This is a genomic window from Halorarius litoreus, assembly GCF_024362405.1.
Lineage (GTDB): Archaea > Halobacteriota > Halobacteria > Halobacteriales > Haloarculaceae > Halorarius > Halorarius litoreus.
Window position 1 is genome coordinate 3,299,712 of the sequence record NZ_CP101454.1, and the last position, 20,308, is coordinate 3,320,019.

Below are 20,308 nucleotides of genomic sequence, written 5' to 3' on the forward strand. Positions count from 1 at the left end.
CTGTCTCACATCTCACGCCCGGCCCTGTGGCGGGATGAACGGCCCGACAGAGATGGTGTCGTAAGCGATGGTCGCCGCCCGGAAGATGTACGCGACGAAGATGGCGAGCGGGGAGACGACCACGCCGACGCCGAGACTGACGACCACGGGCAATACGGAGAGGGGAACAGTGACCGAGTCGGGGCGGTAGATGAGCGCGAGCGACATCGAGACGACGAGCGCGGTCAGCCCCAGGTAGACGACGAGTCGCGACAGGTGTGCGAAGTCCTGCTGGAGCGCGATGGTCTTGAAGAACTGCCGGACGATTGCGATGGCTTCGAGCACGTCCTCGGTCGCCTGGAACTCCGCGTCGACTGCCTCCGAGATGGAGTCGGCGTTGGCGTTCCGATGGTGATGGATCGCGACGATGTTCTGGGCGTACTCCGGGCCGATGATGAGTTCGAGAACCCCCACGATCTCGTCGCCGCGGTCGAGATGCTCCGCGATGTTCCGTCCGTACTCACCGACGGTCTGTATCGTCGCCGCGACGGGCGGCGGTGCATCCCACTCCGACCGGTCGATGGCACCGAGGAGTTCGGTCGTCCGCTTCGCCAGCGTCTTCCCGAGCAACGAGAGGAACGCCGACGGGTCGTTCGGACTCGAGGGCCGATCGGCCAGCGTTTCGACCTGCGTTCGGAGGTCACGCGTCGCGTCGAGACGGCCCCGTAGCTCGTTGGGCGAGCCGAACACCCGCGAGAGGATGAGTTGGTTGATCGACAGCGCGATGGTGAGCAGCGTGATGGCTCCCGAAGTGAGCCCGCTTGCGAACAGCGTCGAGACCGTGCTGCCGGGGCCGATCGCCAGGACGCCACCCGTGACGAGCGCGAACGTCACGAGAGAGAACCCGATGACGATGCCAGCGGCGACGACACGCCGGTCGCCGGTGAGGAGCACCCACCGGGCGACCCGGTCTCGGAGCCCGGTCTCGTCGCGAATCGAACTGGTCGCCGAGACGTCCTGGTTCATATCCCCGGTGGCACGAACAGCCGCGAATAGCTTGTCCCTCCGTATGCAAGCCGGCCTACCCTGCACAGGCCAGCCGTGGACGTATCACCCGCCCCGTCCACGAGGCCCTATGGGAACTGTCATCGCGGTCGAGAGTGCCGGTGGCGTCGCCCTCGCCGGGGACAGCCGGTGGGTCGGCGACGGAACCGTCGAGAGCGACCAGTCGCCACGAGTGGTCGAGTACGGAACGGTCGGCGCGGGCATCGTTGGGGCACTGAGCGACGTCCAGACGTTCGACCGGCAGTTCGAAGCCGAACTGCGACGACAGCGGCTCGAACACGACGGCCTCGGCATCGACCGTATCGCACAGATCGCTGCCCGAACGGCGACGGCGTCGAACGTCGACGTGGTAATCACAGCCCGCGATGCCGACGGCGTGGCACGACTGCGGCAGATCGGTGCCGACGGCAGCGTGCTCGAGGAGTCGGTCGTCGCGCTCGGAACGGGAGCGGAAGCCGCGTTCTCGCAACTCGATGCTGCGGGAGACGACCTCGATATCGAGACCGCGGCCAACCTGGTCCGGGCGACGATCGAGACGGTAGCGACTCGAGACACGGAGACGGGTGGGACCGTCACTGTCTGGACGCTACTCGATGCGGAGCCGACGGTCGCGAAGGCGGGGGACGACGCCTAATCGGTCAGTAAGGTCGGTCTCTGGCGGCCGTATCCGGTGGCGTGATGACGATCTGTCCGGTGCTGTACACCGTAACGCGGTAACCGTCGACCGTGAACGCGACGTGGCTCGGCGCGCCGGACTGCGGGTCGGTCGTTCGCGCGAAGAGCCGATCGAGTGAATCGGGGTCGACGATGTCGTACAGGACGAACCCGGCGTCGGTGACGTCGACGTCCATCGCGTCCGCGAGGGCGTGGACGACGGTCGTGCTGAGTTTCGCGACCCGCGAGGGGTCGTGGTACGCGCGGTACTCGGCGGGCTCCGTTGTCGCCTGCCGGGGGGTGCCTCGTGCGGTATCCATCTGCATCTCGTTGTGCGGGAGATGGAGTACCCTCGTGAAAACCTTACCTTTCGTTACGGCTACCGTATTTCGCCGCCGAGCGGCGCGACGGGAGGCTGCGCTGGCTCGGCCACCTACTCGTCGTCTTCGTCCTCGTCTTCCCGCGGCTGGACGATGACGAGCGCCTCCCAGGTGTCGAGCTGGTAGTTGTAGACGCTGTCCAGGACGTGGTCGTCCGGCCCGAGCGCGAGCTGTTCCTGTGGTTGGTCGAGCGAGACGCGACACAGCGTCGGGGTGGAGACCTGCAACTCCGAGAGCGGCATGTACTGCTGGCCCCCGGGCGGGACGCCCTCCGGCTGCTGCTGGGGTGGCTCGTTGTACATCGGCTGTTGGACCTGGTGACCAGGCTCGTTGGGTGGGTTCATCAGCGGCTCGTCGTTCGAGACAGGCCTGTAAAAGTATACAGAGGCAATTCGCCCGATACAACGACCATATTCAGGGAACGCGGCGGTTCGGCTGTCGCGACCGACCCCGCGGTCCGACGGTTCGGGTCACGTCCACGGTCGTAAGGGGAGCTTGTCAGCCGGTGAGTGGGAGCTCGTCGGCCGATGAGCCGCATCTCGGCGTCGCGATAGCGGATCCCAAGAACGGTGCGGCTGGAACGGCCTGAAGACGAGCGGCGAGCGGTTTCACACCGTTCTGACGCCGCCTTACCACGGACCCCGACCTAGCGCTGCCTTCAGCCGGTAACTGCGTGATACCCAGGCTCAGGCGCCGGGGACGCCGAACGCGCTGAACTGGACGAACCCGACGAGCGCCAGGGCGTACAGGATGATGATCGAGGTGATCCAGGCGATGAGCGAGATGACGGCGGCGCTCCCCCAGCCGGCCGGATACTGCCAGTTGACGACACCCACGTACGCGATGAGTGCCAGTAGTGGACCCAGAAGCGGTATCCAGCCGAACAGGAACGCGACGACGACCCAGACGATCGCGCCGATGAGCGCGGTCACGGCGGCCTTCCCGAAGCTCTCGGTCTCCGTGATGATCCGGGCCCCGACGTAGATGCCGATGGTCCCGATGATGAAACTGATGATGAACACGAACGCCGATTCGATGACGGTCATATCAACGATGGTGGAGATGAGCCCGAATAACCGCTCGGCTTGCAAGTGCACCGTTCGGCGGCCTGTGTCCCCCGTACTCCCCTGTTAGAGGTACGCTTCGTCCCACTGGTCTGCGAGATGGGTGTTCCCGCAGTCGTCACACACGAGCCGGTCGAGGCCATCCGCGGCAACCGCAGTACTCCCACACCGCGAACAGACGAACCCCCACGGCGAGCGGTCGGCCGTCGACTCGGACACGGGAAAGAAGAGACCTTCCGTCCCCGGCACCGGTTCGGATTCGTCGACCTGGAGCGTCTCACCGTCCACACGGAGCGTCTCGGGAACCCCGACCACCCCGGCCACGCGCGGGGCCGACGTCTCGTCGGCGTACACCACTTCGGTGAACCGCTCCTCGTCGAACGTCAGGCTGACCGTGCCGACCTCCGTGAGTCCGAACCGTTCGAGGAAGCCCCGCCCCTCGCCCGCCGCCTGCAGCACCCGGACGCCGAGCGGGTCGCCGCGGTCGGCGAGTTCCGCCTGGACGTGTTTCACCAGCGCCGTTCCGGCTCCCTGCCCACGTGCGTCCAGGTCGACGTGGAGCCAGCGGACCACCCCGTCCGCGTCGAACTCGACGAACCCGACCGGCGCACCCTCGTGTTCGGCGACGTAGAGACGACCGTCCGCATCCCCGATGCGAGCGTCCACCCGCACGCCCCCTCCGGAGAGGAGGTCCCTGGACAGTCGTTCGGAGAGGGGTATCTGATGTGGCGATGTGGCGAGTGTGGCGAGATGGGCGACCTTGAGGACGGCTTCCCCGAGACGTGTCCGAACTGCGACGCACCGAAAGAGGAGCTCCTGTACTGGATCGAGGATTGACTGCCGTCGGTACGAATGAGCCCCCGTTGAACGGCGCACCCAGGCGGTGATACAGACCGCCCCGAGTACCCTCCTCTCTTGAACAGCTTTCCTCTGCCGGGTCAAGGCTCACGGCCGGCCGTCCCATCAGCCCGATACCGGACGGAGTGCCGTCCGAGACCAACACTATGAAACTCGGTATCGAAATAGAGTTCTGGGTGGTCGACGAAGACGGCCGATTGTGCGACGGACGGCCGGTGGTCGAACGGACGGCCGGGGTCGAACCGGAGTTCATCGCCCCCCTCATCGAGGTACAGACGGCGCCACACGCAGACGAGTCGGCGGTCCGGCGGGAGCTCCAGGAGACGCTCCAGCGTGCGTGCCGTGCCGCCAAGCGGACGGGTCGGCGACTCGTTCCCCTCGGGACACCACTGACCGAAGCGACGGCGCCTGCGACTACGGCCCGCGGCGACCTGTTCGAGCGTATCTACGGTGAGGGCATCACGAGCGCGAAGAACTGCGCCGGGATGCACGTCCACTTCGACGCGGAAGCACCCACCCGCCAACTCAACGTGTTGACCGCCCTCGACCCCGCGACCGCGCTCGTCAGCTCCTCGCCATACTATCTCGGGCGACGAGAGGAGACCTGTTCGCGAGCGGCGGCGTATCGCCGCGACTGTGGCCCGGCCTTCCAGCAGTTCTGCGAGCTGTGGCCGTACGCTGACGGCGTCGACGCTTGGGAGACACGGGTCACCGACGCCTACGAGTCGTTCCGGGAGCTGGCGACCGACCGCGGCGTCGACCCGACCCGCGTCGACGACCTGTTCGAACCCCCGGACACGGTGTTGAACCCCGTTCGACTCCGGTCGGGAAAGGGGAAGAACGGAACCGTCGAGTGGCGGGCCCCCGACACGGCACTTCCGAGTCAACTGGTCGACCTGGCGTTCGACGTCCACCGCATCGTCGAGCAGGCGGGCTCGAAACCGGTCGTCGTCGTCGATGACGTCGACTCGTGTGGCGTTGGCGACGATGCAATCCGGGTTCCCTCGTTCCCGCTGCTACGGGAGTTGAGCGACGAGGCGATACGCGACGGGCTCACGTCGCCGCGCGTGTGTACCTACCTCGAGCGGATGGGGTTCGACACCGCGGCGTACGAGCCGATCTCGCAGCAACTGCGTGGGCCAGAACAGCTCTACGAACCTGGAGCCAGCCAGATCAGGCTCCTGTACGCCGAGTTGCTTCGCGGAGACGCGATGACCCTGACGGCGTCCAGCGACCAACGACGTGGCTGGCCCGCTCGCTCGTGACACAGCTAGTACAGCGACACCACGTCACCCAGACACGGGTCGAACCGCAGAAGTAGGCCCGCACGCAGCGGGCAGGGACGCAGACATCCGTCGGCAGAAGCCGACCGTCTCTCGGCACCGGTGAGATGGGGTACGTGGGGCGGTTCGACTTCGAACAGCCCGCTTATAGCGATTCGTCCGTCTCGTCGCCGGCGGTGCCGCCCCGGTCGCTATACCCTTCCCGCCCGACCGCCTCGTCACCGACGAAGTTGTAGATCATCTGGCGAACCTCCTCGGCGGACTCGTACTCCTCGTCGTCGAGCCCTTGTACGTCGAGGACCTCCCGGAGGGTACGCGTCGTCCCCGAGAACTCCAGTTCGGCGTCGCCGTACGCCTCGAGGAGTTCGTCGGTCGTCGTCGGATACGAGAGGGTCTCGAGCTCATCGGCGAGCGCCCCAATGTCGACGCCTAACTCGCGACTGTCGCCGGATTCCTCCTCCGGTGTAGCTGTCGGCTGGTCGTTCGAGCCCATACTGAGCCCACAACATTAAAAGGAAAAAGCGTTCCGCAGGTCCGAGTCGAAGAGTGTGAGACCGGCAAATACGCGTCCACGCGCTCAGTAGCGTTTCACTCCGTCTGCGGGGAGACCAGCAGCGCCGTCGTCGCGTTCGTCGCAGATAGTCGTCTGTATGAGGGAGTGGACCCCCCGACGGAGTCGCTCGGAGACTGCCTGGTGTGAGACGTCGAGTGGCTCGGCGAGCTCCTCGATCGTCGCCCCTCGGGGGACCGAATAGAGCCCTCGGTCGAACGCGGTGAGCAACGTCTCCCGCTGAGTCTCGGTGAGCGCGAGTTCCGGCCCGGTGAGCCCATCGGTCTCAGCGGTCCGGACCAGATCGAACGCCACGTCGTGTGCTGAACAGCCCGCCGCGAGCTGCGGCAGGACCGACCGGTCCGTGACGAAGCCGGCCACGAGCCAGCCGTCGTGCCGTCGCCTCGCTGCCCGGAGCACCAGCCGTCCATCCGTCCAGGCGTCGTAATCCAGCGCCTCGCTGGCGTCCGGCGTGAGGCGAATCCGATACAGCGTCTCGGTCTCTCGCGCACCAACGACCAGCCAGCGGTCGACCGTCTCGTCGACATCGAGCCCAGCCTCGAACGCCTCGACGTCGCCACCGGCCGCCCACGTTGTCAGATCGAGCCGTCCGTCGACCGTTCGACCCTGCTGTTCGACCGTGACGGTGACGTCGGGTGCCGCCGTGGCGGCTCGCTCGAGGGCGGTCCCCCCGATTCGCAGCGTGACGGCCACCGTCACCTCGATCCCCTCACGACGTACCCCGGAGGGTTGCCGTCCGTCCCAGAGCCGCGGCTCTCTCGACTCCGGTTGCTCCCACCGTCGTGGATACCAGGGGTCATCGCCCTAACGTTGCTCGACCCTGGCAATTAGTATACTCCAGCAACCGGCTGGTTCAGCGCAGTAGAAGCGGTTCGACGACAGCCGAGAACCCACTCACTGCGTCCAGTACCCGAAGCTTTCCGTAGCCGAGTGGAGAGTCGGAAAGCACCGCTAGGCCCGCAGGTGCAAGCCCACCACTTAGCCGTCGGCTTCTCCCCTCCCCGCCTATACCATCGGATCGAGGGCTACGACCAGTTATCTCATCGCCCAACACGTCGAACCGAGCGATCAGCGTGTCGAACCAAGCCGACTGGACCGGCGCGTAGAGACGCGGCGGTTCGCCGGAACCGGAGCGGAGGGAGCCGACGTGACGCCTGGGGAGTCGACCCCGGATGCCGAACAAGTCCAGCGGCGAGCGCGCGAACGACAGCGAGCCCGTGCGAAAGTAACCGGCCCCGATGCGATGGCTCCGTTACCTCATCGGGTGTGACAGAGCATTCGAGTTCTCACGACGGCGGGGTCGCGTGGACGGGCACTGTTGAGTGGCCAGCGAGACGTCTGATGCTCGTCAGATATGTCCCAACTGGTATATGGTAGCCGCTGGTTTAGCGACCGAGGTCGATAATGAATGGGCGTCCTCGACTCGTTCGGCGCGTTAGTCAGTAGCATCATCGCATCGATCGTTCTGCTGGTGTTCGCCATCGTGAGCTACTTCATCACGGTGTTCATCGTCCAGGTGGGCGCGGGGCTGGCCGGATACTCACCCAGTGGAGATTTCGTCGCGCTCTCCGCGGCGATACTCGCTACGGGCGCCATCGTCGCCGGTTCGACCCCGATGTCGTCGCTGAGTGGACTCACCGAATAGAACGATCTACCGGGGTACAACCCAGTGAACCCATCTTCTGGGTCCGGTTCAGACGACGGGACCCTCGCCATATCGTACGGTCAGTCCTCGGGACGAACGTTCCAGTCGGTGTGAGCGTGACCAATCGCTCGCTGACCGACTCGCGCTAGCAATGCAGCGTGGCCGTAGCGAATCGTCCCGAGTCGTCGAGTGCGCCAGCGTCGATTAGCCCTCCTTCGCTCCGCGAACGGTCCCCGCACGCTCGACATCGGTGTCGACCTCGTCAGTCTGGGTCGGCGGCGCAGTCGGCCCGACTGCCGGGTCCGGCGTCGGTTCGGCGTCGTCGGGGTCGGTCGATTCGACCTCGGACCCGGTCGAACCGCCGTCGTCGACGTCGGTCGAATCCGCATCGACGCCGTCACCGTAGAGTAGCTCAGGGAGCACGATGTCGACCAGGTGGACGAGGAGCACGAACAGGATGGGCAGCAGGAAGAACCCGTACCAGCCGAACAGAATCGGTCCGAGGACGTACGCGAGGAACAGGAGGAGCCGGTCGAACTGGCGGCCCGAGATGTACGGCTGGAGGACGGACTGGGGAAGGACGTCGAGGACGACCAGGTAGACGACGAAGACGCCGCCGACGAACGGGAGGTGGTTACCGTCCGTCCCCAGCGCCTGAACCGCGAGGAGCGCGACGACCGGGACGTAGACGAGTTTCCCGACGACGAGTGGGACGAGACTCGAGAGCCCCGTCAGGAAGCCGAGTACGAGCACCATCGGGATGGCGAGCCCCTCGGGGGCGACCAGGTTCGTCGCCGCGTACGTCACGGTCGCGAGCAGCGCCATGAACAGGACGAACAGGAAGTTCCCGAAGAAGATCGACTGCAGGTCGCTGTCGACGGCGACGGCGTAGCGGTACGCGGTCGTGTCTCGCCCGCCGAGCAACTCCTCGATGGTCGTCGAGAGCGTATCGGCCCGCGAGAGGAACCCGTACGCGAGCGCCAGTGCGAGCCCGAGCAACACGAGCGTCCCGAGCGCGGCCTGTGCGAACGCGACGACGAGTTCGAGGTTCGACCACAGCGACCCCGAGAGGTCGCCCAGCGTCTCGGCGGGCGTCTGCAACGCCGAGATGATCTGGGCACGCTGTGGCCCAGACAGGATCCCTGACCGCCAGATCTGTCCTGCCAGAACCGGGTCGTCGATACCGTCAAGGAGCGGCTGTATCCGCCGGACGAGCTGGGCGCCCGTGTACAGCACGACGAGCAACGTCGGGAACAGCACGACGAGGACCGTCAGCATCGCCGCCCGTCGGTCGGAGTCCACGACCCGGCTGATCCGCTCACAGATCGGTCGGGTCGCGTAGTAGCCGAACAGTCCGAGGACGAGGACGCCGACGAACGAGTACGCGATGAACAGGGCCACGGCGGAGAGGGCAGCGACGTAGAGCCACCAGCCGGCCCGTGAGCGACTCATCACCGCCACGAGTACGCGCCGCGGACCGATGGGTGCCCGTGTTCGTTCGAAACCATCTCTGTCCGACCCTGGCTACGCCGCCGTAGCAAGGTGCTGCTTGCACCAGAAAGCCGCCACGGTCGACGTCGACCGAACTGCTGGTCGCGGCCGGGCTCAGCGTGGTCACTCGGTCGGCCCGCTCAGCTGGGGCGTCCACTGCGAGCGACCCAGATTCCCCTGGCTCGTTGTGCTCCATGCCACTGGTTGAGCGGTCGTCCACCGAGCGTCGTTCCGAACGATGTCTCTCGGTAAGTGGTGACCGCAGGAACAACCTCTTTGCTGCGCCCGTCGTCTACGTGTGTGTTCGAGTAATGTACGAGAACCCGAGATCGTATCGCTCTCCATCGACCTACCACGTTCGACACGACCCCGACGGCCCAGCGAAACTCAGCACGACCGTCGTCCACGCCCTCGCGGACGCGATGGGTGTCGACGTCACCCACATGGGGTTCTCGCTGTACGACGCTGTTGACCCGGACGCACTCGACCTCATCTTCGCTCCCCACCCGGATGGGACGACTCGACCGCCGGGACACGTCGCGTTCAGCATTCAGGGCTACCAGACGACCGTATACAGCACGGGCGACATCGTCATCACCGGAAGGTGACGACGCGCCGTGAGCCGTGTCTCGCGGGGATATCTCACGGGCGTGGCTCGATGCTGCGACCGGGAAGCGGACAGCGCCAGTGGGTCACTCGTGAACCCAGCTCTCCACGGTGAGCTGCGGGTCGGTCGTTCCGGCCGGACAGACGACGGTTCCGACCCGGCGGCCCCCGGCCGGCACGTTCTCGAAGGTGAGCGTCACCGGTGGACTCGCACACGCGGCCGAGACCGTCGCCCGGACCAGCCCGACACTGCCCGGATTTCGAAGCTCGAGCGTGTAGACGACCGTTCCACCGGGCTCGACTGAGGTCTCGGTGACGCCGACGACCGGCGCGGCCATCCCCGCACCGGTGACGGCCTGCCACGTCGCGAAGAGGAACAACGAGACGGTGAACACGACGCTCACCACCATCACGACCAGTTCGACGGTCGAGATCGACGGCAACTCGTCGCTCGTCTCGTTGCTCGTGTCGTCACCGGTCTCGTCCTGCTGTGTCTCGTCGGCCGTCACAGGACCACCTCACCTGCGCTCGCGCCGATGGACCCGACGAACGCGAGGACAATCGTCTGCTGCACCTGCTCATCGAATGTCGTCTCGGCGAAGTGACCGAACGCGGCGAGGAACGCGACGGCGACGACGACGCCGACGGCGTAGACGATGAACGCGCTGCCGATCTGGGCGAATACGGACCGGTTCTCGATTCGACTGCCGTGCCCGCGGAACTCGAGTTCGTGTAAGACGAGATGGGTGACGGTCACGGAGAGTACCACGACGAGCGCCAGTCGGCCCCAGCCGGCACTGGTCGCGATCACCTCGACCTCGGCCGTGGGGGCGACGGGAAACGACACGAACACAGCCCCGAGGAAGAACGTCGGCAGGTTCCGTGGAAACCCCGCCTCGGAGATGTCGTCGTCGGACTCCGAGAGCAGTCGGTTCGATACGGCCGCGCCGAGTCCGAGCGGGACGACCTGGATGAGCCCCAGTCGGGCGACGGTCTCGAGGGGGTCGCCGAACTCGACGATGCCGAAGAGGAGCAGGACGACGTACGCGGCGAGGAAGCTCTGGAAGACCAGTTCCGCGAAGCTCACCGCGAGGTGAACTGGATCGGTGCGGGTCTCGTGTTCGTCCTCCACCCGGAACCCGACGTGGCGCGTGATGAGGAGGACGCCGACCAGTCCGAGTGAGGTGTAGGCGACGAGGTAGTACATCGGGAGTCGAACCCCGAGCTCCCACGTCTCCATCGTGTAGAGGAACGACAGCCCGACGACCAGCAACGCACCGACGATGCCACGACCCTGGTTTCGCAGCACGGTCGGTATCGAGTTCGCCATCGGTTCCCGTACCTCGTCGGCTGCTGATAAAGGTAAACGGGCGTTATCGAGCGCAACGGGTCGTTCGAGCCCAGCGCAGACAGCGACCAGCGGTCAATTCAGGGGTAGCCAACTACACACTCGAAGAGTGGCCGACACCACGAGCTTGTCCACGCGTCCGCCTACACATCCGACGTGGGGGACTGCGCGAGCAGCGACTCGAACACCTTCCGCTCAGCCGTCCGGAGGTGTTGGTGGAACGTCGGCGGTGAGATGTCGAACGAGTCGGCGATGGCCTCGCCGGAGGCCGCCCGCGGCCACTCGAAGTACCCGGCGTGGTACGCCCCGTAGAGGATGGCCCGCTGGCGGTCGGTGACCTCAGCCGTCAGCGCACGCTCGACGGCGTCCGTCCGGTCTCTCCGCGTCAGTTGGCGGCGACGCTGCAGGTCCGCGGTCGGGAACTGCGCAGTGATGGCGGCAGTCAGTTGCCGGGTGTCCGCTCCCGGCGCGACGTGGACCCGTAGGTGGAAGTCGCCCTCCTCGACGGTCGCCGTCTGAATCAACCCGCCGACCTCGGCGATGGTCGCGAGGAGCGGCGTCTCGGAGAGTCGAAGCCAGTAGCGGGCGCCCTCGTCCGTCTCGGTGAACCGGAGGTCCTGCCAATACGGCACGACCTCGGCGAGCTCATGCATCGACTCGGTCGCCTCGGCCGTCGCAGACCCGTACACGAGATACTCGTCGTCACCGGCGGGAACCGTGTGGTCGACGGTGAAGCGGCCGGCGAGGTCGGCGAGGTCGTACGGTGCGAAGACGTCCCGGGCGAGGTACTCCAGTTCGACGACCTCGTCGCCGATGAGCGCCTGTTTCCGCTCCGTAGCGACGATGGCGTGACCGACGACCTCACCGAGTCGGTCGAGGACCGCTCGTTCTTGGGTGGAGAATGCGTTCGCCCGCTCGGAGCGGACGGTCAAAGTTCCGTAGGTCATTCCCTGGTGGGTGATGGGGAACTCGAACGCCGCCGCATCGGCGTCGATTGGGTCCGCAGCGTCCTCGGGGAACGCGACGTCGCCGGCGCGGGCGCGGACCACGTTCGTCGGCGAGTCACCGACCGTCGACCCGATCCACGCCGCTGTGTACGAACTCGTGGCGACGAGATGCTCACAGACGGTCGCCTCGATCTGCTGGCGGGTCGACTGGTCGATGACCGCCTGTGTGATCTCGTGGACGGCCTCGTTCAGGTCGTTCATCGCAATGAGTTGGTCGCTCTGCGCGAGGAGTTCTCGCCTCGCGGCGAACCGGTCGATGGCGCTCGCGAGCACGTTCGCGATGGACTGGACGAAGTCGACGTCGAACTCGGTGAACGTCCGCGGCTGGGTGTCGTGGGTGCCGAGGATGCCCCACGGGTCCTCGGAAGGCCCGATAACGACGCTTACACCGCCTCGGACGCCGTGGCTGGTGAGGAGGTCGGGGCCGCTGAACCGCGACTCAGTCTCGAGGTCCTCGACGACGACCGGGTCCTCGACGGCGAGCGTGTACGCCGCTTGTGAGTCAGATTCGACCGCCGAGACGGTGGCCGAGCCGACGAGTCCGTCGTGCCAGCCGACGCCCTGGCGAAGCTCGAGTACGTCGGCGTCGGCGTCCAGTTCCAGCACCTTGCAGTAGTCGTAGTCCAACACCGACGCGACCAGTTCCGTCGCCTCCGCCAACAGCTCGTCGAGGTCTCCGACCTCCATCGCCCGCATCCCGAACTCGCTCACCGTGTCGAGTTGCTGGACCTGGCGTTCGAGCTGGATCTCGTAGCGCTTCTGGTCCGAGACGTCCTGTGAGATGCCCATCGCCCCGAACACCGTTCCGTCGTCGTCACGGACGGGAACGAACCGGAGCTGGATGGTCCGCCCGCCCACCTCGGTCTCGAACGCGTCGGCCTCACCGGCGAGTGCCCGCTCGTACCCCGGCGCGACCACGTCGACCAGCGGCGCCGTGACCACGTCGCGAATCCGACGTCCAAGGAGGTCCTCGGCGTCGACCTCGTCGACCGGCGTGCCGCCAGCGACGACGTATCGCATCTCGGTGTCCACGAGGGCGATCGCGCCGTTGGGGAAGTGGTCGACCAGCGTGTGGAGTTGCCGGTTGGTCTCCTCCAGTTCGCGCTCCCGGGCTGCACGTTCGGAGACGTCACGGACGACCCCGACCTTCCGGGAGTGGTCGTCGACGGCCGATTCGAGCGTCGTGAACCGGCTCTCACCGCGGATTGTGGTGCCGTCGGCTCGGTTGACGTTCGCCTCGATCGTCGCGTTCGACCGGTCGCCCTCGTCGATCTCGTCGGTGAGCGCGGCCGCCTGCTCGGAGATGGCCTCGTCGACGACGAGCGTGCAGTGCGCACCCAGAAGCTCCTCGCGGTCGTACCCCGTGAGCTCGACGTATGCGTCGTTGACCAGGGTGAAACAGCCCTCGTCGTCGAGGACGTACACCCCGTCTTGCATCGTCGCGACGATGGTCTCGTACAGATCCAGCTCCCGGTCACGCGCCCTCCGCTCGCTGACATCCCGGACGTAGACCGAGAGCCCACTCCCGGAGGGGTAGACGGTCGTCTGTAACCACGACTCGGCGGGGGCGTAGTACGCCTCGTGTACCACCGGCTCTCCGGTGTCGAGTGCCTCCCGGAGTGCCGCGTGGAGGCCGTCGACCTGCGAGTCCGGGTACACCCCCCGGACGTTCGTACAGAGCAGCGTCTCGGCGGAGGCGTCGAACAGCGCGGCGGCGCGTTCGTTGGCGTAGGTGAACTGGAACTCCTCGTCGAGCGCGTAGAAGCCGTCGTCGATACGGTCGAAGATGTCCTCGAGTTCCGACTCGAGGTCGTCGCGCTGTCGTCTCAGTTGGCTGGCCTGGTCCTTGAGGACGGTGACATCCGCCGCCGTCGTGATGACCCAGCGGAGCTCACCTGCATCGTCGGTCACGGGCGTCGCGTTCACCGAGAGCCACGAGACGTCGCCAGCGGCGTCTCTGACGCCGATCGTCCGGTCCATCACCGCCTCGCCGGTCTCGAGGACGCGATGGTGCGGGCAGTCGGCCACGGCGAGCGGGTCGCCTGCGGTATCGAGGAACTCCGTCTCTCCACCGGCGCCGACGCCGAAGAGTTCCGTTCCGTACTCGTTCGCGCGTTCCAGATCGCCGTCGGCTCTGAACACGCCGATCGCGACTGGGCTCGTCTCGAAGAGCTGGTCGATGATGTCGCGTTCGCGCTGGAGTCGGCGTTGGGCCTCCCGACACTCGGTCAGGTCGTGTGTCACCTTCAGGAACTCCTGGAGCGTCCCCTCGTCGTCGCGGACCGCCGTGATGGTGACCTGGGCCCAGAACCGCGACCCGTCCGCCCGGACGCGCCACCCCTCGTCGCGGACCGCCCCCGACGTCGCGGCGGTCTCGAGGTTCGCCTCCGGGACGCCCGCGGCCCGGTCGGCAGCGGTGTAGAACTCCGAGAAGTGCTGGCCGAGTACCTCGTCGGCACCGTAGCCCTTGATGAGTTCGGCGCCGGTGTTCCAGGTCTGGACGTGTCCGTCGACGTCGAGCGTGAAGATGGCGTACTCCTCGACGGCTTCCACCAGTGATTCGAACTCCTTGGCGGTAGTACTCGGGGTGCGGTCGGCGTTCCCGACCGTGGTCGAGGGGGGCCGCCACCAGACTCGAGCGCTCGCGCCGACCTTCTTGGTCGCCAGTTGGCCACGGTCGGTCAGTCTCGACAACCGGTCGTACGTGCTCCGGCGTCCGAGGTCGAGCCGGTCTGCCACTTCGTTCGTCGTCCAGGGTGTCCCACTGTCGTCGAACAGCGCCAGTGTCTCCCGTAACGCCTCGGTCAGTGATTCGGTGGCCATTGCACTCTCCTGCAGGTGTAGCGCTATGAACTCTCCGCCGGCGGAGTCGATATCCCTTCCCGAAGCGGATACAAACTCGTTACAATCCGGTACGTGTGCCGAGAGAAACCGCGTCGTTTCCGATACGTCCGAACGGGCACGACCGCCGACCAGGCGCCCTAATATCTTAGCCAGTCCGCTTACCGTGATGTCGGACGTTCCTCCGTGTACGGCAGGGTTGCCCTCCGTGATGGAAGTGAAAACCAACATGTCCGACTCGCTGCGCACCACCGGCACAGGGGAAACGTTCGTCGAACTGGACGCCTCCGTTCGACACCAGTTACTCTCGGACGCACGCCGCAGAGCGACACTCATCGTTCTTCGGAGTTGCGAACCACCCATCGACCTGGAGACGTTGGCGGAAGCCGTCGTCAGATGGGAGGAGGGCTCGAAGGCGGATGTCGACAGAACGGCACTGGTTCTCCACCACCACCACCTCCCGATGCTCGACCAAGCGGGCGTCCTCTGGTACGACTCGGCGTCGAATCGGATTGAGTCCCTCCAGAACCCGTTCCACGAGCTGACCGAGGCCCTCCTTACATCCGGGGAGTAGGACAGCTGTCCGGGTCGGCCGACGACCCGAGAGATTGGTCATCCTGACGCAACGGCGCTCCCCCACTAGTAGGCTCGTGTCCGTCGCTAGCGGCCGTCCTCGAGTCCGGGCACTACGACACGCGGTTGACTGGGATCGAATGCTCATCCGGATTCCACAACGCGAACCGTGTGTATGTGGGTACTGTCAGCGTCAAGCCGTTCAAGAAGCCACCAGCAGCGCGAATCTCACCGAACGAGAGGCCTTAGCTAGTCGCTGGCACCCGAAAACCGTCACGTCCGCGCGAGCTATCCCGTTCGACCTGTCCCTTCGCGTCGAGCTCTGTATTGAACGCTTTGCAGACCAGTATGACTCATTCCCGCACTCACGCTCGATGACCAACAGGCGGCGTCCAAGAGACAGGGCGCGAATTGAGCGGGTGCAACTCAGACTCATACGGGAGTGGTCTTGTTGCATTCCGTTACTCACTTCCTCAAAAAGATACGAGACTGAAAAAACGAGGGGCGTTATATCTGTATAAACGTCATATCACATGATGTCCGTGGGAGATAGCATAGCAGGTTCAGAGTGGGATCAGATGTATATTGACGGTGGGTGGGTCGATGCCACCGGTGGCGAGACGCTCGAGGTGGCAAATCCGTCGACACAAAAAGCGTTTGCCGAGGTGCCCGCAGCGACAACACAGGACGTGGATGCGGCCTACGAGGCGGCTGGGGAAGCACAGCCGGGCTGGGAGGCTACTTCACGCGCCGACCGGAACGAGCTCGTTAAGACAGCACTCGACACGCTCAGGGAACGTTCCGATGACCTCGTCGAGCTACTTGCGCGCGAGGGCGGGAGTGCAAGTGGAAAGGCCAACGGGGAACTCGCCCTCACGCAGAGTGACTTCGAGACCGCACTCGACCTCGCCCCGCCGGAAGAGGAGGTTAGAGACTCGGCGTTCGTCGAGGGCAAGCGCCACCACATCGTCGAGGAGCCGGTCGGCGTTGTCGGTATCATCTCGCCGTGGAACTACCCCGTGCATCTGACCACCCGCGCACTGGCCCCAGCGCTCGCGCTCGGGTGCACAGTCGTCGTCAAACCGGCCTCGGATACGCCGATCTCCGGTGGGCTCTTCTTGGCAGAGATCGCTGACGAGGTCGGATTCCCGGACGGCGTCGTGAACGTGGTCACCGGCCGGGGGGCGGAAATCGGCGACCGTATCGCGGGCCACCCGGTGCCACGTGTGATTTCTTTCACCGGCTCGACCGCTGTCGGCAAACGAGTCGCCAGCCAGGCCGGCAACAGTATCACCCTGCCCGCTCTCGAACTCGGCGGCAACGGCCCGAACGTCGTCACCGAAGACATCGACGTCGACAGGGCCGCTCGGATCGGAGCGGTCGGGTCGTTCACCCACCAGGGACAGGTCTGTATCTCGATTAACCGGCATATCGTCCACGAGGACGTCTACGACGACTACGTCGAGAAGCTCACTACGTACGCGAACTCACTCGACATGGGTGATCCGACCACGGACGACGTCGACCTCGGACCGCTGATCAACGAGTCCCAGCTCGACAGTATCACGGAGTTCGTCAACCAGTCCATTGAGCAGGGTGCGACCCTCGAAACCGGTGGCGAGGCCGACGAATTGTTCTTCGAGCCGACGGTCCTCTCCGGCGTGACGAACGAGATGGCGGCTGCCTGCAACGAACACTTCGGTCCGGTTGCACCGGTGATCCCGGTCGGCTCTGACGAGGAGGCAGTCGAGGTTGCGAACGATACGGAGTACGGACTTGCGGCTTCGGTCCAGTGTGAGGACGATGCCCGGGCGCGCTCGCTGGCCGACCGAATCGAATCCGGGATGGTCCACATCAACGATCACCCAATTCAGGACGAACCCAATGCACCGTTCGGCGGACTCAAGCAGTCGGGTCTCGGTCGGTACAACGGCGAATGGGTACGGGACGAACTTCTCGAGGAGAAGTGGATCTCGGTCCAGCACGACGAACGTGAATACGGTCTGCTTGACTGAAACTCGGAGCTCGACTAGTAAATTCAGCGACGCCGGTCGCTGCTGACCCTGTCAGCGGGCAGGACCTTGTTTCGAGATGCTGAGACGAACCAACAGTCGTGCTGCATACGACGCGCGTATTTCAGGACCCAAGGCACTCCTCAGTGAGCCGGTGGGTGGCCAGTGTACGGGCTTGAATGGCGAGAGACGGTTACAGCTCCGGTTCAATGTACACCAGCTTTACTCGACTGTCGATGCCGATGAGTGCCTGTTCAATCTGCTTGATATCTTCATCAATGTCGCCGGTTACGAGCTTCGAGTCGAAGCTCACGTCCGCGGTGACGAGTACCGTTCCAGTCCCGATGAACATCGTCCGGAAGTCATCGAGATGGACGACGTCGTCGTGAGACTCGACGGCCGTGCGCAACTTGCGTTCGACGTCTGCGGAGAGGCTCTCGCCAATGATGAGCCGCTTGTTTTCGATCGCCAGTGCCACCGCAAACACCATCAGGAGAAACCCGATCACGACTGCGGCGGCGGCGTCGTAGGCGGGGTTACCGGTGATGCGTGTCGCAGCGATTCCGACGAGCGCGGCGAGGAGTCCCAGCAATGCAACCGCATCCTCCGTGAAGGCAGTCAGCGTCGTGATGTCGCTCGTCTGGCTAAACGCCTGGCGATAGCCCGACCAGTCGTAGACCTCCATCTGGCGTTGCAGTTCGGCGTTGGCCTTCGAGAATGCGTACGTCTCGAAGGCGGCCGCTCCGAGCAGGATGGCGACCACGACGTAGAATGGGTCGACCGGTGCCTGCAAGTCAATCGTGATCCCAAGAAACTGTGCGGGGCCCGCTTCGATTTCGTGCCCGCCGGCTCGAAGTTCGGAGATACCGTGTGTGAGGCTTTTCCACCCCGCGGCTCCGAAGAGTAGCACCGAAACGAGAAACGCGTAGAAGAACTGGGACTTCCCGTGCCCAAAGGGGTGGGACCTTGTCGCATGCTCTTTACTGGCTCTGATCCCGACCAAAAGCAGCACCTGATTGCCCGTATCGGAGATGGAGTGGTAGGTTTCGGCAAGCATCGCTGGACTCCCAGTCAGCAAGAACCCGCCAAATTTCAGTATCGTAATACCGGCGTTCGCGATTAATGCGGCGATAACGACGCCGGTACTTCCAGCAGCCATCTTGGAAAAGATAGGGTACGCCAACGGTTCAAGTCGTCACTTTTTACCGTGGATTGGGTTGTTATTATCCGAGAGACAAATCGGCAAATTGGCGGTGATGTTGGGTGACCGGAAATCGGATGTGAGTCGTTTCCCCCCACCGCAGGACACGTTCGACCCGTTCCAGACGGGGAGGCCCCGTTTTCTCTCAATGAAGACAACAGACTGCAGTACCGTGCTGACTACACCCTCCGAATGCAGCACGGCCGCTTAGACCTATCACCGGATGAGGGGTTCAACAGGACCGAAATATCCCCTTCATCTCGGTGGTGGAGCGAGCTATAGAGGGCTGCAGTACCTACTAGTAGTGATGTCCGAATCAGAAACGACCCGCTGGGAGTACGAGACGCTTCGCCCACCGCGTGATGAGACCCAAAAAGAAGCAGAAGATCCGAAAGCGGACTTGAATCAACTCGGTGCAGAGGGCTGGGAGTTTGTGGAGACGATCGACTACGAGGGAGGCGGCACCAAGTACCTCGTTTTCAAGCGACCTGCCCGATCGAGTGAGCCAGTATGACTGACGAAACCGGTATCAGTACGGCCAACACGATGCGTGAGCGCGCGGGAGAGAGTCGGATAAAACTCTGGGTGCTGCTTCGCGCGAACCGCCTTCTCGTCTCCAGTGTCCTGACCAGTGCCGTGTTCGTCGTATTCGTTATCGCCGTTACTGTCCTCAATCCACCGTTTTCACAGCAAATCGAGTCCGGTGACATGATCGACACGATGTTCTCGACGATGATCACGGTCATCGTGACCGGGACGACACTCGTCGTCACGATCGGTCAGCTCGTCCTCACTCAGGAGAACGGCCCGCTCGGCGATCAACGCGAGCGGATGGCCAGTTCGATGGATTTCCGGGACTTTACTGAAGAGTTGATCGGGGCTCCGAGTCCTGTCGACCCATCCGAATTCCTCCGGCAGATTATCGGAGCCACGGCACAACGGACTACGGCTCTTCGAGAGTCAATTGGCAAGAATGCTGACGAGAACCTCCGAGATGAGGTCGATGAATTCGCTGAAAGCGTCACCGGGAACGCTGACACGGTACGTGACCAACTCGAGGGTGCGCAGTTTGGCTCGTTCGATGTGTTATTCGCCGCACTGAATTTCAATTATAGCTGGAAGATCTTCCAAGTTGAACGTCTCGCGAACGAATACGAAGAGAGCCTCACCGAGGAAGAACACGGCTTGCTTGACGAGCTCAAAACAGCACTGTCTCTGTTTGGCCCGGCGCGCGAACACATCAAGACGCTGTACTTCCAGTGGGCACTCATCGACCTTTCCCAGATGATTCTCTATGCTGCAGTCCCGGCATTGGCCGTTGCGGGTATCATGGTCGCAATCGTCGATGCGGGGACGTTCCCGGGAAGCACACTCGGTTTCGATCATATCATCCTCGTCGTGGGCGGTGCGTTTGCGGTGACGCTCGTTCCCTTCATGCTGTTCGTCTCGTACGTCCTTCGCATCCTCACCATCGCGAAACGGACACTCGCCATCGAACCGCTGCTCCTCCGCGGATCCCAACGCTGAGGCGTTACAGCTCCAATTGGCGGGGGATGGGCCGATCTCGGCGGCGAGGAGTACGCCGTGGCAAAATTCTCGACCGATGGAGACCTGGAACAGCCGAACGAACCGTCCATTCACGTTCCGTCGGTCATCGCGGTCGACGGAACAGACCGTCCCGTGGACCACGACGAACTGCCCCGCCTTCGCTCGTGCGGTGGTGGGGCGAA

21 protein-coding genes are annotated in these 20,308 nt (G+C 64.5%); 9 read left to right on the top strand and 12 right to left on the bottom strand.

The annotated features are described in order from the left end of the window. Positions 1 to 12 precede the first annotated feature (12 nt). Positions 13 to 1,005, bottom strand: coding sequence for a DUF7972 family membrane protein (locus NL126_RS17480; RefSeq protein WP_255196165.1), 993 nt, complete (start codon positions 1,003 to 1,005; stop codon positions 13 to 15). A gap of 109 nt (positions 1,006 to 1,114) precedes the next feature. Here NL126_RS17480 and NL126_RS17485 point away from each other — a divergent pair, with 109 nt between their 5' ends. Then, a complete protein-coding gene (locus tag NL126_RS17485; RefSeq protein ID WP_255196166.1) occupies positions 1,115 to 1,678 on the top strand; it encodes an Ntn hydrolase family protein in 564 nt (187 codons plus the stop codon). A 4-nt stretch (positions 1,679 to 1,682) separates the two neighbouring features. Here the strand turns inward: NL126_RS17485 and NL126_RS17490 are convergent, their stop codons facing one another. The 4 genes from NL126_RS17490 to NL126_RS17505 all read right to left on the bottom strand — a co-directional run bounded on the left by NL126_RS17490 (position 1,683) and on the right by NL126_RS17505 (position 3,814). Beyond that, a complete protein-coding gene (locus tag NL126_RS17490; RefSeq protein WP_255196167.1) occupies positions 1,683 to 2,018 on the bottom strand; it encodes a HalOD1 output domain-containing protein in 336 nt (111 codons plus the stop codon). A gap of 113 nt (positions 2,019 to 2,131) precedes the next feature. Next, the gene (locus NL126_RS17495) at positions 2,132 to 2,422 is read right to left on the bottom strand and encodes a hypothetical protein (protein ID WP_255196168.1); all 291 of its coding nucleotides are present in this window, start codon (positions 2,420 to 2,422) and stop codon (positions 2,132 to 2,134) included. A gap of 342 nt (positions 2,423 to 2,764) precedes the next feature. Next, positions 2,765 to 3,124, bottom strand: coding sequence for a hypothetical protein (locus NL126_RS17500; protein WP_255196169.1), 360 nt, complete (start codon positions 3,122 to 3,124; stop codon positions 2,765 to 2,767). An 84-nt stretch (positions 3,125 to 3,208) separates the two neighbouring features. After that, positions 3,209 to 3,814, bottom strand: a complete 606-nt coding sequence (locus tag NL126_RS17505) for a GNAT family N-acetyltransferase (RefSeq protein WP_350355463.1) — start codon at positions 3,812 to 3,814, stop codon at positions 3,209 to 3,211. On the opposite strand from NL126_RS17505, the gene NL126_RS17510 reads away from it, so the two are divergent. Further along, positions 3,698 to 3,979, top strand: a complete 282-nt coding sequence (locus NL126_RS17510) for a DUF7130 family rubredoxin-like protein (protein WP_255196171.1) — start codon at positions 3,698 to 3,700, stop codon at positions 3,977 to 3,979. The two genes, NL126_RS17505 and NL126_RS17510, sit on opposite strands and share 117 nt — an antisense overlap. A 167-nt stretch (positions 3,980 to 4,146) precedes the next feature. Continuing rightward, on the top strand, positions 4,147 to 5,265 hold the full coding sequence (locus tag NL126_RS17515; RefSeq protein WP_255196172.1) for a glutamate-cysteine ligase family protein: 1,119 nt from the start codon (positions 4,147 to 4,149) through the stop codon (positions 5,263 to 5,265). A 163-nt stretch (positions 5,266 to 5,428) separates the two neighbouring features. On the opposite strand, the gene NL126_RS17520 is transcribed toward NL126_RS17515, so the two are convergent. Both NL126_RS17520 and NL126_RS17525 read right to left on the bottom strand, forming a co-directional pair. Next, positions 5,429 to 5,776 (bottom strand): DUF5789 family protein, encoded by a 348-nt coding sequence (locus NL126_RS17520; RefSeq protein WP_255196173.1) that lies wholly within the window; start codon positions 5,774 to 5,776, stop codon positions 5,429 to 5,431. 84 nt (positions 5,777 to 5,860) lie between these two features. Continuing rightward, complete coding sequence (locus NL126_RS17525) at positions 5,861 to 6,547, bottom strand: helix-turn-helix domain-containing protein (protein WP_255196174.1); 687 nt, start codon at positions 6,545 to 6,547, stop codon at positions 5,861 to 5,863. A 715-nt stretch (positions 6,548 to 7,262) separates the two neighbouring features. Here NL126_RS17525 and NL126_RS17530 point away from each other — a divergent pair. Continuing rightward, positions 7,263 to 7,499, top strand: coding sequence for a hypothetical protein (locus NL126_RS17530; RefSeq protein ID WP_255196175.1), 237 nt, complete (start codon positions 7,263 to 7,265; stop codon positions 7,497 to 7,499). 204 nt (positions 7,500 to 7,703) lie between these two features. Here the strand turns inward: NL126_RS17530 and NL126_RS17535 are convergent, their stop codons facing one another. Then, a complete protein-coding gene (locus NL126_RS17535) occupies positions 7,704 to 8,951 on the bottom strand; it encodes an AI-2E family transporter (protein ID WP_255196176.1) in 1,248 nt (415 codons plus the stop codon). 350 nt (positions 8,952 to 9,301) lie between these two features. Here NL126_RS17535 and NL126_RS17540 point away from each other — a divergent pair, with 350 nt between their 5' ends. Continuing rightward, positions 9,302 to 9,598 (top strand): HalOD1 output domain-containing protein, encoded by a 297-nt coding sequence (locus NL126_RS17540; RefSeq protein ID WP_255196177.1) that lies wholly within the window; start codon positions 9,302 to 9,304, stop codon positions 9,596 to 9,598. Between the two features lie 84 nt (positions 9,599 to 9,682). Here the strand turns inward: NL126_RS17540 and NL126_RS17545 are convergent, their stop codons facing one another. The 3 genes from NL126_RS17545 to NL126_RS17555 all read right to left on the bottom strand — a co-directional run bounded on the left by NL126_RS17545 (position 9,683) and on the right by NL126_RS17555 (position 14,774). Beyond that, the gene (locus NL126_RS17545) at positions 9,683 to 10,105 is read right to left on the bottom strand and encodes a hypothetical protein (RefSeq protein ID WP_255196178.1); all 423 of its coding nucleotides are present in this window, start codon (positions 10,103 to 10,105) and stop codon (positions 9,683 to 9,685) included. Beyond that, entirely contained in the window at positions 10,102 to 10,926 is an 825-nt protein-coding gene (locus tag NL126_RS17550; protein WP_255196179.1) for a DUF2391 family protein, read from the bottom strand. Before NL126_RS17550 ends, NL126_RS17545 begins: the two co-directional genes overlap by 4 nt. A 161-nt stretch (positions 10,927 to 11,087) precedes the next feature. Continuing rightward, the gene (locus tag NL126_RS17555; protein WP_255196180.1) at positions 11,088 to 14,774 is read right to left on the bottom strand and encodes a PAS domain S-box protein; all 3,687 of its coding nucleotides are present in this window, start codon (positions 14,772 to 14,774) and stop codon (positions 11,088 to 11,090) included. A 247-nt stretch (positions 14,775 to 15,021) separates the two neighbouring features. Here NL126_RS17555 and NL126_RS17560 point away from each other — a divergent pair, with 247 nt between their 5' ends. Together NL126_RS17560 and NL126_RS17565 are read left to right on the top strand one after the other, a co-directional pair. After that, positions 15,022 to 15,366, top strand: coding sequence for a DUF7344 domain-containing protein (locus tag NL126_RS17560; RefSeq protein WP_255196181.1), 345 nt, complete (start codon positions 15,022 to 15,024; stop codon positions 15,364 to 15,366). A gap of 535 nt (positions 15,367 to 15,901) precedes the next feature. Next, on the top strand, positions 15,902 to 17,380 hold the full coding sequence (locus NL126_RS17565; RefSeq protein ID WP_255198863.1) for an aldehyde dehydrogenase family protein: 1,479 nt from the start codon (positions 15,902 to 15,904) through the stop codon (positions 17,378 to 17,380). A 190-nt stretch (positions 17,381 to 17,570) separates the two neighbouring features. Here NL126_RS17565 and NL126_RS17570 read toward each other — a convergent pair whose 3' ends face one another. After that, positions 17,571 to 18,536, bottom strand: coding sequence for a cation diffusion facilitator family transporter (locus NL126_RS17570; RefSeq protein ID WP_255198864.1), 966 nt, complete (start codon positions 18,534 to 18,536; stop codon positions 17,571 to 17,573). Between the two features lie 349 nt (positions 18,537 to 18,885). Between NL126_RS17570 and sp36 the strand changes: the two genes are divergently transcribed. Together sp36 and NL126_RS17580 are read left to right on the top strand one after the other, a co-directional pair. Further along, positions 18,886 to 19,092: a Sp36 family protein gene (gene sp36 / locus NL126_RS17575; protein ID WP_255196182.1), complete on the top strand. Its 207-nt coding sequence runs from the start codon at positions 18,886 to 18,888 to the stop codon at positions 19,090 to 19,092. Next, positions 19,089 to 20,105, top strand: coding sequence for a DUF7972 family membrane protein (locus tag NL126_RS17580; protein WP_255196183.1), 1,017 nt, complete (start codon positions 19,089 to 19,091; stop codon positions 20,103 to 20,105). Before sp36 ends, NL126_RS17580 begins: the two co-directional genes overlap by 4 nt. Positions 20,106 to 20,308: the final 203 nt, after the last annotated feature.